This is a genomic window from Rhodococcus sp. BP-160, from assembly GCF_019836205.1.
Taxonomy (GTDB): domain Bacteria; phylum Actinomycetota; class Actinomycetes; order Mycobacteriales; family Mycobacteriaceae; genus Rhodococcoides.
In genome coordinates this window covers 36643-52550 of the sequence record NZ_JABUEK010000006.1, presented here as the reverse complement: position 1 = coordinate 52550, position 15908 = coordinate 36643, and the positions used below count along the sequence as shown (strand labels likewise).

Annotated in this window: 14 protein-coding genes; 9 read left to right on the top strand and 5 right to left on the bottom strand. The window is 65.6% G+C overall.

What is annotated here, in order from left to right; all coding sequences use genetic code 11:
- Positions 1-21: 21 nt before the first annotated feature.
- On the bottom strand, positions 22-756 hold the full coding sequence (locus HQ306_RS20020; RefSeq protein ID WP_308116128.1) for a glycosyltransferase: 735 nt from the start codon (positions 754-756) through the stop codon (positions 22-24).
- Between the two features lie 158 nt (positions 757-914).
- Here HQ306_RS20020 and HQ306_RS20015 point away from each other — a divergent pair, with 158 nt between their 5' ends.
- A complete protein-coding gene (locus HQ306_RS20015) occupies positions 915-3125 on the top strand; it encodes a hypothetical protein (RefSeq protein ID WP_222633261.1) in 2211 nt (736 codons plus the stop codon).
- Here HQ306_RS20015 and HQ306_RS20010 read toward each other — a convergent pair.
- Both HQ306_RS20010 and HQ306_RS20005 read right to left on the bottom strand, forming a co-directional pair.
- Positions 3098-4057, bottom strand: coding sequence for a Gfo/Idh/MocA family protein (locus HQ306_RS20010; protein WP_222633260.1), 960 nt, complete (start codon positions 4055-4057; stop codon positions 3098-3100). The genes HQ306_RS20015 and HQ306_RS20010 overlap by 28 nt on opposite strands.
- Positions 4057-5157, bottom strand: a complete 1101-nt coding sequence (locus HQ306_RS20005) for a DegT/DnrJ/EryC1/StrS aminotransferase family protein (RefSeq protein ID WP_222633259.1) — start codon at positions 5155-5157, stop codon at positions 4057-4059. The genes HQ306_RS20010 and HQ306_RS20005 overlap by 1 nt, the downstream gene beginning before the upstream one ends.
- A gap of 168 nt (positions 5158-5325) precedes the next feature.
- On the opposite strand from HQ306_RS20005, the gene HQ306_RS20000 reads away from it, so the two are divergent.
- Complete coding sequence (locus HQ306_RS20000; protein WP_222633258.1) at positions 5326-6048, top strand: acyl-ACP--UDP-N- acetylglucosamine O-acyltransferase; 723 nt, start codon at positions 5326-5328, stop codon at positions 6046-6048.
- Complete coding sequence (locus tag HQ306_RS19995; RefSeq protein ID WP_222633257.1) at positions 6045-7034, top strand: lysylphosphatidylglycerol synthase transmembrane domain-containing protein; 990 nt, start codon at positions 6045-6047, stop codon at positions 7032-7034. The genes HQ306_RS20000 and HQ306_RS19995 overlap by 4 nt, the downstream gene beginning before the upstream one ends.
- Positions 7035-7067: 33 nt before the next feature.
- Here the strand turns inward: HQ306_RS19995 and rfbB are convergent, their stop codons facing one another.
- Positions 7068-8072 (bottom strand): dTDP-glucose 4,6-dehydratase, encoded by a 1005-nt coding sequence (rfbB, locus tag HQ306_RS19990; RefSeq protein ID WP_222633256.1) that lies wholly within the window; start codon positions 8070-8072, stop codon positions 7068-7070.
- Between the two features lie 56 nt (positions 8073-8128).
- Here rfbB and rfbA point away from each other — a divergent pair, with 56 nt between their 5' ends.
- A complete protein-coding gene (gene rfbA, locus HQ306_RS19985) occupies positions 8129-9004 on the top strand; it encodes a glucose-1-phosphate thymidylyltransferase RfbA (protein WP_222633255.1) in 876 nt (291 codons plus the stop codon).
- Positions 9001-9558, top strand: coding sequence for a dTDP-4-dehydrorhamnose 3,5-epimerase family protein (locus HQ306_RS19980; protein ID WP_056443125.1), 558 nt, complete (start codon positions 9001-9003; stop codon positions 9556-9558). Before rfbA ends, HQ306_RS19980 begins: the two co-directional genes overlap by 4 nt.
- Before the next feature lie 52 nt (positions 9559-9610).
- Here the strand turns inward: HQ306_RS19980 and HQ306_RS19975 are convergent, their stop codons facing one another.
- Positions 9611-10072, bottom strand: coding sequence for a GtrA family protein (locus tag HQ306_RS19975; RefSeq protein WP_082544389.1), 462 nt, complete (start codon positions 10070-10072; stop codon positions 9611-9613).
- A 47-nt stretch (positions 10073-10119) separates the two neighbouring features.
- Between HQ306_RS19975 and HQ306_RS19970 the strand changes: the two genes are divergently transcribed.
- Genes HQ306_RS19970 through HQ306_RS19955 form a run of 4 tightly spaced genes read left to right on the top strand, consistent with a single transcriptional unit; the run spans position 10120 to position 15897 of the window.
- Positions 10120-11526 carry an FAD-binding oxidoreductase gene (locus HQ306_RS19970; RefSeq protein ID WP_056443121.1) on the top strand — a complete coding sequence of 469 codons (1407 nt, stop codon included), beginning with the start codon at positions 10120-10122 and terminating at the stop codon, positions 11524-11526.
- Positions 11523-12287, top strand: a complete 765-nt coding sequence (locus HQ306_RS19965; RefSeq protein WP_027507284.1) for a decaprenylphospho-beta-D-erythro-pentofuranosid-2-ulose 2-reductase — start codon at positions 11523-11525, stop codon at positions 12285-12287. Before HQ306_RS19970 ends, HQ306_RS19965 begins: the two co-directional genes overlap by 4 nt.
- Before the next feature lie 8 nt (positions 12288-12295).
- On the top strand, positions 12296-14185 hold the full coding sequence (locus tag HQ306_RS19960; RefSeq protein ID WP_261770347.1) for a galactan 5-O-arabinofuranosyltransferase: 1890 nt from the start codon (positions 12296-12298) through the stop codon (positions 14183-14185).
- Positions 14182-15897: a DUF6541 family protein gene (locus HQ306_RS19955; RefSeq protein WP_222633254.1), complete on the top strand. Its 1716-nt coding sequence runs from the start codon at positions 14182-14184 to the stop codon at positions 15895-15897. The genes HQ306_RS19960 and HQ306_RS19955 overlap by 4 nt, the downstream gene beginning before the upstream one ends.
- Positions 15898-15908 lie beyond the last annotated feature (11 nt).

The following is a 15908-nucleotide window of genomic DNA, read 5'->3' as shown; positions in this document are numbered from 1 at the left end:
GGCACGTGCTGGACGCTGCGCCTAGTTCGTTGGTCGGGCTCCGGCACCCGCGGACGTCGCCGCCTCCAGCAGTTCTGCTCTTCTGCTTCGCAGTGCGAGCAGACCACGTCCCATAGCAACGATGTCGGATCCGGCGACCCGGCTGGGCTGATCCCGATGGCTCGCGGACAAACGAACCGGCAATTCGAGAGGCCTCAAACCCGCCAGTTCCACCGCGTAATCCAGTTCCGTGGTGAACAAGAAACCGGGCTCGGTGAGAGCCGGTGCCAACGCTCGGAGAAGCAGGCCGTCCACGAGGAACGTGCCCTGCGGGTCCTTGGTTCGTGTTCCGAGGACGATGCGTCGCAACGCCGTGAATCCGCGGGTCAACACCGAGCGGGCCAGACCGCGTTGCACCACCGATGCGGAGTGCGCCTTCGATCCGATCGCCACGGGCGGAAGGCCACCGGTGTGTCGGTATGCCCCGTCCAGATCGTCGAAACCGAACGGAAGATCGTCCGCCGTCAACAGAACCCGCGCACCGACCGAACGAGCTATTCCAGTCCGCAGCGCGTTGCCCATTCCCTTGGTCGATGCGATGACGATGAGTCGAACCGGCCCGGACCACCCGTTCAAAAGTTTGTCGCACACGTGAGCGGTCTCATCCGTCGAACCGTTCTCCACCACGATGATCTCTGCGTCGCGGTTCCCCAGATAGTCAGCGAAGGCGTTCACAGTGGATTCGATGACCGCTGCCGAGTTGTGCGCGGGAATCACCACGGACAGTTCGACAGACCTGGGACCTGACGACGGCCGGTCGGACGGCACGGTAGACACGGGGTCCTCTCGATGCACTCGGCTACGACTTCCGGGGACGAACACTACGCTGCCATTGACCATGCCCGCCGACATGATCGGCTCATCGAAGGTGTTTCGTGAAGACTGCACGACCGCTAGCCACCCGCGTTCTGCCGCCGCTGCTTCTGGCAGCCCTCGTCGCGGTGACGGCTGCAATACCTCTCATCGCCAACAGGTGGTTCTACTACTGGGACGACAGCGCAGCGGCGTTTGCACCGGGCTGGGCAGTGATTGGCGAGAAACTGCTGGCCGGAACGTGGCCCACCATCGTGCCGGAGATGTGGGCGGGCGGGAACATCACCGCCGAGGCCCTGTACGGCCTTTACAACCCCGTGTTGTTGGCGGGTTCGATCTTCATCGCGTCCGTACCGAACATGGCGATCGGACTCACGCTGATCAAGCTCGCGTTCCTCACGATCCTCGCGGTGGGTACTTACATTCTCGCCCGCCAGTTCGGTGCGACAAAACCCATGGCTTTCATCGCGGGGTACGCGTTGCCCTTCGCCGGCTACACCCTGTATTTCGATGCATCCAGCTGGGCCTCAGGACTGTTCGCTTTCGCCTGGATACCGCACGTGTTCTGGTCGGTACGCGGCACGGCGGCGGGTCGCGTCAATCCGCTCATCGCAGTTATATTCTCCGCACTGGCTCTGACCACCGGTAACCCATACGGGGCGGTCGCCGTCGCGGTCGTGTATCTATCGGTCGGCGTCGAGTACCTGCTGACTTCTCGCCGGGGACGCATCGGGAGGATATTCGTAGCGGGAGGTGCGTCACTGCTGTTGTCGCTGATCGTGTATCTGCCACTCGCCTTTACCACCGGTGTATCGGTTCGCACGCAATCCGGCGTCTCGAACAACGGCATGTTGGCGCCGGGTCTGGGTGACGTCCTCGATATGAGCAATCCATCGCGCCTGCCGATGATCAGCTCGTTCGGCGCCGAGTTCATGACCATGCCGGTGGGATATCTGGCGTGGTTCATCGTTCCCCTGATCCCGTGGATCAGGTGGCGCACGCTGCGTTCTTCGTGCGCGACGTTGAGTTCTCTCGTCACCTTCTTCGGAATCTACGTCGCGCTTCTCCTAGGCCCTTCGCAGCTCTGGCTGTTTCGATGGCCCCTCCGCTTGCTCGAGTACGCACAGTTGCCGGTCATCGTCGCTTTCGCCGTCGCACTGAGCGCCGGCATGGCCCGCAACCACATTCGCGTCCGCGTCGGTGCCACTGCAAGCCTCCTCGTGACCCAGTTCTATTCGGCGTGGTCTAGCGTGCCCCAGGACATCGGCTATCACGCGATCGCACTTGCCACCGCCTCCGTCCTCGCGTTCACTGCCGTCTTCTTGTGGCGACGCAGCTCGGTCACAATGGTGGGAGCACTTGCTGTAGGCGTGTCCGCGTTCCTCGCCCTTCAGACGACGGCGTGGTTTCCGGGTAACTACAACGTAACTCCCTGGTTGTTTCCCCGGCAGGCATCCTTCGTCGAAGACCGTATGGAGAACCGATACATCGGCAACACGTTCGCGATAGCCGACCCGGAGAACATTCCACTCGATGCACCTGCATCGCAATGGGGTGCCGTCATCTTCGGGAACCAGTGGCAGGCTGCCGGAGTTCAGGCTGTCAACAGCTACGCAGGAGTCAGCTTCGCGGACTTCGTCGAGACCCTGTGTCTGAACTACTACGGTGGTGTTACCTGTCCGGACGCACTCGAACGACTACAACGCGACGCACCAGGCACCGACGTGTCATGGATCGATGCGCTGAGACTCGAGACCATTGTTGTCCAGAACAGTGGACCGTACGGTGGTCCACGAGCGCTGGACGCTCTCCCCGAATCTGACTGGGCGGTGACTACGGACGGACCCGTGACCATCGGACGCCGTATCCGTGGCTTGCCGTGGCCGAACGGCCGACTATCGGCCTTGGGCGACGGCGTGGCCGTTATATCGGACGTGACCGACTCGGACACGCGAGAGAGCCTGCGCTATACGGGCTCTGGTACCGCGACCTTTGCGCTGCTCGCCTGGCCGGGATGGACGGCCACGGTGGATGGACAAAGCGTGGACGTCGACCCGACCGACGGCGGCCTTCTGCAGGTGAACCTCCCCGATGGTGGCAGGGAGGCCGTCATCGAGTATTCCCCACCTGGTCAAAGCGTCGGAATCGCTTTCGCTGCAGCAGGATTGGTGCTTGCTTTGGGGCAGGCGCTCGCAGTCGGCTTGGTAGATCGACGTCGGCGGTCGGTCGCACCCGACCGAAGCGATCAGAGCGACGCGGTGGACGTCACCTGATCGACAGCGCGATGCGCGGGAAGAATCGAGGCTCGCTCGGTGTCGACGTCGTCACTGCCCCCGACAAGATCCAGAAAGCGATTCAACTGAGCCGACAGCGGCTCTTCACTGAACTGAATCGTCGGAATCTCGATGATCGTCTGCTGTTGGTAACCGTCGCGATCCGACGGCATGTCGTCCGAGATGTGACGGTAGACCGTGATGTCCCGGCGGAGCAGATCGATCTCGATGAGTCGCTCCTCCTCGAGAAGTGACAGCTGGCGCACTTTGCGCTGACTCACTCGGCTCGCCGAGATGGTGGCCACCGCACCCGTATCGAATCGCAATACAGCGTCCGCGCAATCCTCGGCACCGTTCTCGCGCGACGACGGGTGAAAGTACCCGAACTCGCCCTTCGCTGACGTGGGTTCCGCCCCGATCAGGGAGATCGCAAGATCGACATCATGGATCAGCAGATCTGTCGCCACACCGGTGGAGATACGGGACACGAACGGTGAGTGCCGGATCCCGATCACCTGCCACACGTCGCCGACAAATTCACGCGCGGTGCGTACGGCAGGATTGAACCGCTCGAGCAGTCCGCACATGAGCGGGACGCCCGCCTCACGCGACCGCTCGACCAAGGCCACACTCTGCTCGTAGGTTGCCGCCAGGGGCTTCTCCACGAGGAGTGGCTTCCCGAGATCCAGCACCCGCGATGCGATGTCGTAATGCGCAGGGGTCGCTGCCGCGACCACCACCGCGTCGATTCCGTCGAGATCGTCGAAATCGGGCGCCCACTCGCAGCCGAATCGCGCAGCCACCGAGCGCCCCTGCTCCTCCCGAGGTTCGACGAGAACAGCCAGATCACAACGATCCGAGTTGCTGATGACGCGGGCGTGCAACGAGCCCATGCGCCCGGATCCGACGAGTGCAACTCGCGGTTGCGCCATCACTGGCCCATCGCCGAACGGACAGCGCCTACTACGACGTCGACATCGTCCACGGACAAGGCCGCGTGCACTGGAATGCTCAGGCATCGCTCGGCCACCGATGTGGCGACTGGAGTCGGTTCGATCATTACACGCGGATGCTCCCGGTAGCAGTCGTAGTCATAGGCCGTTCGCGGGTAGTAGATACCGCTGCCCACCCCGGACTCCTGCAGCCGCGATGACAGTTCTGATCGATCGATGGAGGCAGCCTCGTCGACTAGAAGGGTGTATTGATGCCACACATGTTCGCGGCCCGGTAGCTGGGCGGGAAGAGTGAGTCCGACGACGTCCTTCAAACCCGTCGTCAACATTTCTGCATTTCGGCGCCTCTGGTCGACCTGCCGCGAGTAACGAGGAATCTGCGGTAGCGCCAAACTGGCCTGCAGATCGGTCATCCGGTAGTTGTGCCCGACCATCTCGTACTGGTAGCGCGCGCGCATGCCCTGGTTGCGTAGTACACGCAGCCGATCGGCCACCGCATCGTCGTTCGTGGTGACCATGCCACCCTCGCCCGTGGTGAGGTTTTTCGTGGCATAGAACGAGAAACACCCAAGGCCGAACGTGCCTACTCCCTGGCCATCGAAGGTTGCTCCGTGCGCCTGCGCTGCATCCTCGACGATGCCGAGCCCACGACGCTGGGCAATAGTGGTCAGCGATGACATGTCGGCCGATTGACCATAGAGATGGACCGGCAGCAGCACCTTCGTGCGATCGCTGATGCGCTCCTCGACAACGGCCCCATCCAACGTGAAGTCGGCGGCACTGATATCGGCGAACCGAACGGTGGCGCCTGCCTCGAGAATGGCGTTCACCGTGGCGACGAATGTGAACGGGCTCGTCAGTACCTCGTCACCCGGCTCCAGATCCTGGACCTGGAGAGCAGCAACGAGCGCGGTGGTGCCGTTGTTCACCGCGACGGCATGGCGGGCTCCGATCAGCTCAGCGAAGGCCTCTTCAAGCTTCTGCACCTTGGGCCCCTGAGCCACGATGCCGGACCGAAGGGTGTCGAGCACCTCGCGTTCGACATCTTCGCCGAATTCGACGCTTGAAATGGCTATCACTGAAGTCTCCCTGGCCACCACGCCCGTGCATGCAGACTCGTGGTTTGTCGAAGTGCGGTTGGCTGACACTAACGCCCTGCTGGTCGGTAACGTCACATGGCGCCCGGCGAGTACGGTCAACTCGATCGATTGAGTCGACTACCGTTCACCGTCAGGAGGTCGTTCGCGATGCCGTTCACACAGGGAAGGGACTGTCACATACACCCGACCGCGTCCGTCGGCGATGGCGTCCAGATCGGACATTCCGTGGTCATCGGCGCGGGTGCGGTTCTGCTGGGCCCCCTCCAAATCGGCAGCAACAGCTGGATCGGCCCGTACGCCGTGTTGGGTACACCTCCAGAGATTCTTGGCTGGAGTCACTCGGGTACGCCGGAACCTCTCGACGGGCCTGGGATCTTGGTCGGCGAGAATACCGTTCTTCGCGAGATGTGCGTCGTACATCGAGGTAGCGAGAGAACCACCGAGATCGGACCGAACTCCTTCCTCATGAATCGGGTCTCGGTGGAACACGACGTACGTCTGGGCGAACGCACAGTTGCGGCGGCCGGTGTCGTTTTCGCGGGTCATGTGATAGTAGGCGATGGATGCAACATGGGTGTCGGGAGCATGGTGCATCAACGAAGAACAATCGGTTCCGGTGCAATGGTCGGGATGGGCTCGGTCGTTGTTAAAGACGTTCCGCCATTCGCCACCGCCGCTGGGAATCCGGTACGGCTGATCGGCGCCAATGTATTCGGCATGAAACGCAACGACCACCTCGAGTCAGACGTCTCCGCTATCGACTCGGCATATTCAGTCGGGCAATTACCTGACCCAACAACTCTTTCGGCCAGCATTGCATCGATGTTCACGCAGTGGTGTGAAACGGCCGGGAAACCCTTGGTCGAATGAAGGCCAGCAATCCCCCGACCGGCGCCCCGCACGGACTGCGCGCCCACGCCGGGACCATGCTCCGCGTTGTGCTGACTGCCGCAATCGCGGTGACGATAGTGCTCGCCGTTCGCTCCCAGTGGGCTGACGTGCGTGGAACCTTCTCCACGCTCGACGTGGGGTCCCTGGTACTGGCGACAGTGTTCGTGTTCCTCGGGATGGGCGCGGCAGTGCGGGCCTGGCAGCACGCACTCGGCGCCCTCGACTACCCGATACCCGCTTTCGATGCTGCGCGGTGTTACCTCGTCGGACAGCTCGCGAAGTACCTGCCCGGCAGCGTGTGGGCCTTCGTACTCCAGGCCGAACTCGTGCGCCGTGCAGGCGTCTCGCGTGCCGCCGGATTCACTGCCGTACTCGTGACGGTTGGATTGAGCACGACATCAGCGCTGTTCGTAGGCCTGCTGGGGCTGCCAGCACTCTTCCAAGTCAGCACGGTGGCGGCCGTCGCAGTACTTGTCCTCGTCCCCATCTCGCTCACATGCGCATACCCGCCCGTACTGACTCGACTCGTCGACGTCGCCCTCAAGGTCCTGCGACGCCCACCTCTCGCCGCACCGCTGAACAGGCGAAAGATCGCTCTCTCCCTCGGATGGTGCGCGATGAGCTGGGTTCTCTACGGCATTCACCTGTGGATCCTCACGTCGAATTCCGCCGGCTTCCACCTCGGCGGCCTGCGGCAGTGCGTCGGGGCACTCGCCCTCGGCATGTGCGCCGGCGTACTCGTATTCGTTGCTCCGTCGGGCATCGGCGTACGCGAAGCCGTAGTCGTCGCTGCTCTGTCGCCGTTCATGGAAACCGGTGTCGCGCTAGGCCTCGCCCTCGTCTCACGACTGATCTTCACTCTGTGTGAAGTTGTCGCCGGGGCCGTCGCCGCGATCTCCAGCTCGCGATCGCTGCGCAACATGCTCGTACACGAGCACTCTCGGGTGCCCACACGAACTGGCTGATCCCGGCCCTCGTCAAGTCAAAGCGTCACGTTGTCAGAGCGTCCGTTCGCCGGCCGATGCGTACGCCGCCTCGGTCGCCGCTTTCCCCGGCGCCCACCAGGACTCGTTGTCGCGGTACCAGTCGATGGTGGCGGCGAGTCCGCTGCGGAAGTCGGAGTAGTGGGGGGTCCAGCCGAGTTCGGTGCGCAGTCGGGTGCTGTCGATGGCGTAGCGCAGGTCGTGGCCGGGGCGGTCGGTGACGAAGTCGAAGTCGCTGCTGTCGTGGCCGCAGAGTTCGAGGATGGTCTCGACGACGGTGCGGTTGTCGACTTCGCCGTCGGCGCCGATGAGGTAGGTCTGCCCGAGGGTGCCCTTGTCGATGATGGTCCAGACGGCGGTGTTGTGGTCCTCGACGTGGATCCAGTCGCGGACGTTGTGGCCGGCGCCGTAGAGCTTGGGGCGGATGCCGGTGAGGACGCCGGTGATCTGGCGGGGGATGAACTTCTCCACGTGCTGGTAGGGCCCGTAGTTGTTGGAGCAGTTGGAGATGGTGGCGCGGACGCCGAAGGATCGGGTCCAGGCTCGCACCAGCAGGTCGCTGGAGGCCTTGGTGGAGGAGTACGGCGAGGAGGGGTTGTAGGGGGTGTTCTCGGTGAACCGGGCGGGGTCGTCCAGCTCGAGGTCGCCGTAGACCTCGTCGGTGGAGATGTGGTGGTAGCGGACGTCGTGGGTGCGGACCGCTTGGAGAAGGGTGGTGGTGCCGACGATGTTGGTGTGCACGAACGGCCAGGGGTCGCCGAGAGAGTTGTCGTTGTGGGATTCGGCGGCGAAGTGGACGACGAGGTCGGTGTCGGCGACGAGGCGGTCGACGAGGGCGGTGTCGGTGATGTCGCCGTGGACGAAGGTGATGCGGTCGGCGACAGGGTCGAGGGAGGCTTTGTTGCCGGCGTAGGTGAGGGCGTCGAGGACGGTGATCTCGATGTCGGGGCGGGTGCGGGCGGTCAGGTGCACGAAGTTCGCGCCGATGAACCCGGCGCCGCCGGTCACGAGCATTCTCATGCGGCGAAGAGTACGTGGGAGGCGAGGGCGGACGCAGTCTGAAAGACTCGCCCATCATGCGGGGAATCATTCTGGCGGGTGGCACGGGGTCGCGGCTGCATCCGATCACTCAGGGCGTGAGCAAGCAGTTGGTGCCCGTCTACGACAAGCCGATGATCTACTACCCGCTGACCACGCTGATGCTCGCCGGGATCCGCGACATCCTCGTCATCACCACCGTGCAGGACGCCGAGCAATTCCGACGGCTGCTCGGAGACGGCTCCCAGTTCGGCATCTCGCTGACATACAAGGTCCAACACGAACCCAACGGCCTCGCGCAGGCGTTCGTGCTGGGTGCCGAGCACATCGGCACCGAGGGCGCCGCGCTGGTGCTGGGGGACAACATCTTCTACGGCCCCGGCCTCGGCACGCAGTTGAGCCGGTTCGCCGACGTCGACGGCGGTGCGGTGTTTGCCTACGAGGTCTCCGATCCCAGCGCATACGGAGTCATCGAGTTCGACGAACGCGGCACCGCCCTCTCCTTGGAGGAGAAACCGGCGCACCCGCGGTCGAACTACGCGGTGCCGGGGCTGTACTTCTACGACAACGACGTCATCGCCATCGCCCGCGACCTCGCCCCCTCCGCCCGCGGGGAGTACGAGATCACCGACGTCAACCGCCACTACCTCGAGGCGGGAACACTGCAGGTGCAGGTGCTGCCCCGCGGCACCGCCTGGCTCGACACCGGCACCTTCGAATCGCTCCTCGACGCCTCCAACTACGTGCGCACCATCGAACAGCGCCAAGGCCTCAAGATCGGCGCCCCCGAAGAGGTGGCGTGGCGACGCGGGTTCATCACCGACGACGACCTGCGCGCCCGCGCGCAGACACTGCTCAAGTCCGGATACGGGGCATACCTGCTGGACCTGCTCGAGAGAGGACACCGACCGTGAGCTTCCGCGAACTGCGCGTCCCCGGGGCGTTCGAGTTCACTCCCCGCCAGTTCGGCGACGACCGCGGCGTGTTTTTCGAATGGCACAAGGACTCCGCCTTCACCGCCGCCGTCGGCCACCCCCTGGAACTGCTGCAGGCCAACTGCTCGGTCTCCGCCGCCGGTGTGCTGCGCGGCATCCACGTCACCGTCGACCCACCCGGACAGGCGAAGTACGTCACCTGCACCCGCGGCGCGTTCCTCGACGTCGTGGTCGACCTCCGCAAGGACTCACCGACGTACGGCACCTGGGACTCGGTGCTCATCGACGACGTCGACCGCCGCGCGGTGTACCTGCCCGTCGGGCTCGGGCACGCGATCCTCTCCCTCGAGGACCACTCCACGGTGATGTACCTGTGCAGCCTCGAGTACACCCCCGGAGCGGACCGCGACATCCACCCGCTCGACCCCGACCTCGCCATCGACTGGCCCACCCACGGCCGCGACGGCACACCCCTGACCTACCAACTCTCCGACAAGGACGCCGCGGCACCCGCGTTCGCGGACTGGGCATAGCCCCCGTGCGCCTTTCGCGTATCCCTGGATGCGCACAAGGCGCACGGGCGCGTCAGCGCAGCTTGAAGATCACCGCTCGCTGGACCACGAAGTTGATCACCGTCGCGGTGCCCTGCGCGATGACGAACGCCGCGGCGCTGTAGAGGATCGTCTCGGGCCACAGGTGCCCGAACAGCGTGTACAGCACGTTCTGGACACCGAACGTCGCCGCGTACAGGACGACGACGGCCACGAACCGCGCCCGCGACGGCGGTGCCGCGAACGTCCAGCGCCGGTTGATCAGGTACGCGACGGTGGTGCCCACGACGAATCCCGCGGCCTTGGCCAGCGAGAGCTGCACGTCCAGGCCGTACTGCAGCGCGATGGTGATGGAGAAGTCGACGACGGCCGACAGCACCCCGGTGACGAGGAACCGGACGATCTGGGTCCGCAGATCCAGCGCGTCGTCGGCGGTGTTCTCCGTGACGGGGATCTCGACGGGCAGAGGAAGGCGCTGGTGATCGTCTGATGACACAGAGCGTCAGCGTACTGGCCCTCTCACTGCCTGTAACCTGACGAACGATGTCCATCACCGAATTGCCACCCACCAGTGCGCGCACCCTCACCGGGTGGGCACGTACCTCGCCCACCACGGCGCAGGTGCTGACCACGTCCGATCCCGAGATCGTGGCCGCCGCCGTCCTCCGGGTCGCGGAGCAGAACGAGAGCAAGCCGTCCCATCTGCGGCGCGGCGTCATCGCCCGCGGACTCGGCCGCTCGTACGGTGACAACGCGCAGAACGGCGGCGGGCTCGTCGTCGACATGAGCGCACTGAACCGCATCCACTCGATGGACGCGGAGACGCACATCGTCGATGTGGACGGTGGAGTGAGCCTGGACCAGCTGATGCGTGCGGCACTGCCGTTCGGATTGTGGGTCCCCGTGCTCCCCGGCACTCGTCAGGTGACCATCGGCGGCGCCATCGGGTGTGACATCCATGGCAAGAACCATCACAGCGCCGGCAGCTTCGGCAATCACGTGCGCTCGATGGAGCTGCTGCTCGCGGACGGCACCGTCCGCCACATCACGCCCGACGGCGACGACGCGCCGCTGTTCTGGGCCACGGTGGGCGGAAACGGCCTGACCGGCATCATCCTGCGAGCAACCATCGAGATGACGCCGACCGAGACCGCGTACTTCATCGCCGACGGCGACGTGACGGCGAGCCTCGACGAGACCATCGCGATCCACAGCGACGGCAGCGAGAGCCGGTACGACTACTCGAGCGCCTGGTTCGACGCCATCTCGGGTCCGCCGAAGCTGGGACGTGCGGCGCTGTCGCGCGGATCGCTCGCGACCCTGGACCAGCTGCCGGCGAAGCTGCAGAAGGATCCGCTGCGCTTCAGCGCGAAGCCGCTGCTGACCTTCCCCGACGTGTTCCCCAACGGCCTCGCGAACAAGTACACGTTCGGACCCATCGGCGAGCTCTGGTACCGCAAGTCGGGTACCTACCGCGGCAAGGTGCAGAACCTGACGCAGTTCTATCACCCGCTCGACATGTTCGGGGAGTGGAACAGGGCCTACGGCCCGGCCGGATTCCTGCAGTACCAGTTCGTGGTGCCGCCGCAGGCCGTCGGCGAGTTCAAGAAGATCATCCACGACATCCAGCGCTCGGGGCACTACTCGTTCCTCAACGTCTTCAAGCTCTTCGGGCCGGGAAACCAAGCGCCACTGAGCTTCCCGATCGAGGGCTGGAACGTCTGCGTCGACTTCCCGATCAAGGAGGGTCTCGGCGCGTTCGTCGCGGACCTCGACCGGCGGGTGCTCGAGTTCGGCGGACGGCTCTACACAGCCAAGGACTCCCGGACGTCCGCGGACACGTTCCACGCGATGTACCCGCGCATCGACGAGTGGATCGCCGTTCGGCGATCCGTCGACCCCACAGGCGTCTTCGCCTCGGATATGGCCAGAAGGTTGGAACTGCTGTGACGATCGATGCTGTGGGCGACCCGCAGACCATTCTCGTACTGGGTGGCACGAGCGAGATCGGCCTCGCGATCACCGAGGAGTACCTCTCGACGTCGTCGGCTCGCGTGATTCTCGCGGCGCTGCCCAACGATCCCCTGCGTGACGCGGCCGTCGCTCAGCTGACGGCCAAGGGCGCCAAGTCCGTCGAGGTCATCGACTTCGACGCGCTCGACACAGCGTCGCACCCGAAGGTCATCGACGAGGCCTGGTCGAAGGGCGACGTCGACGTCGCGATCGTGGCGTTCGCGGTGGACTTCGATCCGGAACTGCTGTGGCAGGACCAGAACAAGGCCGTGCTCACGGCCAACATCAACTACACCGCGTCGGTGTCGGTGGGTGTGCTCCTCGGCGAGAAGATGAAGGCGCAGGCCTTCGGCCGCATCATCGTCATGTCCTCCGTCGCGGGCGAGCGCGTGCGCCGCTCCAACTTCGTCTACGGCTCCACCAAGGCCGGACTGGACGGGTTCTACCTCGGCCTCGGGGAAGCCCTGCGCGAGTTCGGACCTCGCGTCACCGTCATCCGTCCGGGCATGGTGCGCACCAAGTTCAGCGCGCACGTCAAGGAAGCACCGCTGACGGTGGACAAGGAGGACATCGCCAAACTGGCCGTGTCCGCGTCCCGCAAGGGCAAGGATCTGGTGTGGGCTCCGGGGCCCTTCCGCTTCGTCATGATGGCGCTGCGGCACGTCCCGCGTCCGATCTTCCGCAAACTCCCCATCTGAGCAGGGCCATGCCGAACAGAGTCATGCGGACGGCTCTGAGTACCAGCGCAGAGGCCGTCGCCGCGGCAGTCGTCGCGGCCGCGGTGGCGGCCGTCGGTCTGTACGCCTTCTCCCTGGTGCAGTGGCCGGCGTTCAACTCCTCCAACGTGACTCGCGCCGTCGCGACGGTCGGGCAGGTGGCTGCTCTCGCGGTGCTGGCCGCGTCGGTGGTGATGCTCCGGCTGCGCCGCTCCCCCCGTGTCGCGACCCTGCTGTCGTGGATCGGCCTCTCCGGATTCGTCACCGTCACACTCGGCATGCCGCTGGCCGCCACGAAGCTGTACCTGTTCGGCATCTCGGTGGATCAGGAGTTCCGCACCGAGTACCTCACTCGCCTCACCGACTCGCCGGCACTGGCCGACATGACCTACGCCGACCTCCCGCCGTACTACCCCGCGGGGTGGTTCTGGGTCGGTGGCCGGGTCGCGGACGCGCTCGGTATTGCCGGGTGGGAGGCCTACAAGCCCTACGCCATCGCGTCCCTCGCCGTCGCCGCCGTGGTCTCGCTCGTGCTGTGGCGCAGTCTCGTTCGGGCGGACCTGGCAGTACTGGCCGCGCTCGGCGTGACGGCCCTGATGCTGGCCTACGGTTCACCCGAGGCCTACGGCGCCACGATCGCAGTCATGATCCCGCCCGCGCTGATCCTGGCGTGGGGTGCACTCCATCGCCCGGGGTCGACACGCGGCGCAGGATGGGGAGCCGTCGTCGGCACCGGCCTGTTCCTCGGTGTCGCCGCGACGGTCTACACCCTCTATCTCGGTATCGCGGCCTTCACCGTCGTGCTCATGGCGGTGGTCGCGGCGGTGCTGCGCTATCGGGAGAACCGTTCCCTCGCAGTACTGCTCGACCCGGCACTTCGCCTCGTCGTCATCGCAGGCATCTCCGGGCTGCTCGCGCTCACCGTCTGGGCGCCGTACCTGCTCGCGTCGCTGACGGGCAGCACGGCGGAGAGCGGAACCGCTCTGCACTACCTGCCGGAGTCCGGGTCCGAACTGCCCTTCCCGATGGCGCAGTTCACCCTCACGGGCGCCCTGTGCCTCGTCGGCACTCTGTGGATCGTGGTGCGCGTCCGTGATTCTCGCCGTGCGCAGGCCCTGGGTCTCGGCGTCGTCGCCGTCTACGGGTGGTGTCTGCTGTCGATGCTCGCCACTGTCGCGGGTACCACCCTGCTCGGCTTCCGACTCGAGGCAGTGCTGGTGCTGATCCTCGGCGCCGCGGGCGTGTTCGGCTTCGTGGAGGGCGCTCGGGCGCTGTACCTGGTGGCGAGTGAGTCGCCCCGGGTCCGAACCGTCTCCGTCGCGGTCGGGATCGTCGGCGCCGTCGCCTTCGCCCAGGACATCCCCCACGTCCTGCAGAACGAGATCACGGTGGCGTACACGGACACCGACGGCGACGGAGTCCGTGCCGATCAGAGACCACCGAGTTCCGTGTCGTACTACGGCGAGGTCGACGCGGCACTCCAGGAGGCGCGGCCCGGTCCGCGGACCGACACGGTGTTGCTCACCTCGGACACGACGTTCCTCGCGTACCACCCGTATTTCGGGTTCCAGGGGCTGACGTCGCACTACGCGAACCCGCTCGCCGAGTTCGCCGCCCGCGCCGACGCCATCGAGTCGTGGAGCGATCTGCGCAGCAGCGACGAACTGACAGCCGCCCTCGATGCCCTGCCGTGGCGCGCCCCCGACGCGTTCCTCTTCCGCCGCGGCGCCGACGGTTACACGTTGCGTCTCGCGGAGGACGTGTACCCCAACGATCCGAACGTGCGCCGCTACACCGTCTCCTACCCCGAGTCGCTGTTCGACGACCCTCGGTTCGAGATCCGCGAGATCGGTCCGTTCGTCCTCGTCGTGCGCACGTGACCGCCCGCCGAGCGGACCTCCTCGCTGCCACCGTCTACACGCTGCTGTCCGTGCTGGTGCTGCACAACCAGTGGCAGCACCTGCAGTCGCAGTACCTCCGTTTCAGCGGCCAGGACCAGACCATGTGGGAGTGGTTCTTCGCCGTGACCGCCCGCTCGGTCACCCATCTCGACAACCCGTTCTTCTCCGACCTGCAGAACGCGCCCGACGGCGTGAACATGATGGCCAACACCGCGATGCTCGGCCTGTCGGTACCTCTGACACCGATCACTCTGGCCTTCGGACCGGCGGCCACGTTCACCCTCGCCCTGACGCTCGGGCTGGCGACCACCGCTTACGGGTGGTACTTCCTGTTCTCTCGCACCGTGATCCGGTCACGAGCGGCCGCGGGTCTCGGCGGGCTCCTCTGCGGGTTCGCGCCGGGCATGATCTCGCACGCCAACGCCCACCCCAACTTCGTCGTGCTCGGAGTCCTGCCGTTCATCCTGTATCTACTCGTCCGCATCGCCGACGCGGAGAACACTCGCCGTCGCCGTCACGCCGTCGTCCTGGGTCTCCTGGTGGCGTGGCAGGTGATGCTCGGCGAGGAGCCGCTCCTCGTCTTCGCGGTCGCCGTCGCCCTGATCACGGTGCTGTACTGGGTGTTCCGGCCGCGCCGGATCGTCCCCATGGTCCGGCACGCGGCCCTGCCCGTGCTGGGTGCCGCACTGCTGACAACGGTGCTCGTCGCGCTACCCCTGTGGTGGCAGTTCCGCGGGCGACAGCACTACAGCTACCTCGACCACAATCTGCCCGGGAACGATCTGGTGTCACTCGTCCGGTTCCCGCCCCAGTCGCTCTGGGGTGCAGCGTTTCCGATGGACGACGTCGCCCTGAACCCCACCGAGCAGAACGCGTACTTCGGCATCCCGCTGCTGCTTCTCGTCGTGGTCTCCGCCGTGGTGCTGCGCCGCCGTCCGATCGCGGTGGCCGCCTTCGTGTCGATCCTGATCCTCGGCGTCGCCTCACTGGGCGTCGCCCTCGTGGTCGACGGGACGGAGACCGGCATCGCCCTGCCCGGCGAGTACCTCGACCGGATCCCGCTCCTGCAGTCCGTCCTCGAGACCCGGTTCGTACTGGCCGCGGTGCCGGCCATGTCGCTGCTGATCGCGATGGTCACCGATCACGTCCTGACCGCACCCGCGTCGCGCCGCGTCGCCGTGGTGTGGACGGGCGCTCTCGCCGTCGCACTCGTCCCCCTCGCACCGACACCGCTGCCGACGGCCGACCGGGGAGAGACCCCGTCGTTCCTGGCGGACGGGACGTGGCGCGAGTACGTCGACACCGACGACCCGGGATCGATCGTCACCGTGCCGGTCCCGAATCCCGGCACCGCCGCAGCGCTGCGCTGGCAGGTGGACACCGGGCTCGAGTACCGCATCGCCGGTGGCTACTTCGTCGGACCGAGCGGACAACCGGACGGGGAGGCGAAGTACGGCGCGATCGATCGACCCACCGCGAAGCTGCTCGGCACCGCGGGACGCACCGGCATCGTCCCGACACTGAACGACGATCAGCGACGCACGGCGCGAGAGGACCTCGCGTTCTGGGACGCCGACGTGGTGATGCTGCCCCCGACCGAGAACCAGGAGGCACTGCGCGACACCGTCGACGATCTGCTGGGTCGCACCGCCACCGAGATCGACGGCACGTACGTGTGGGACGTCCGCTGACGGTCGCGGAT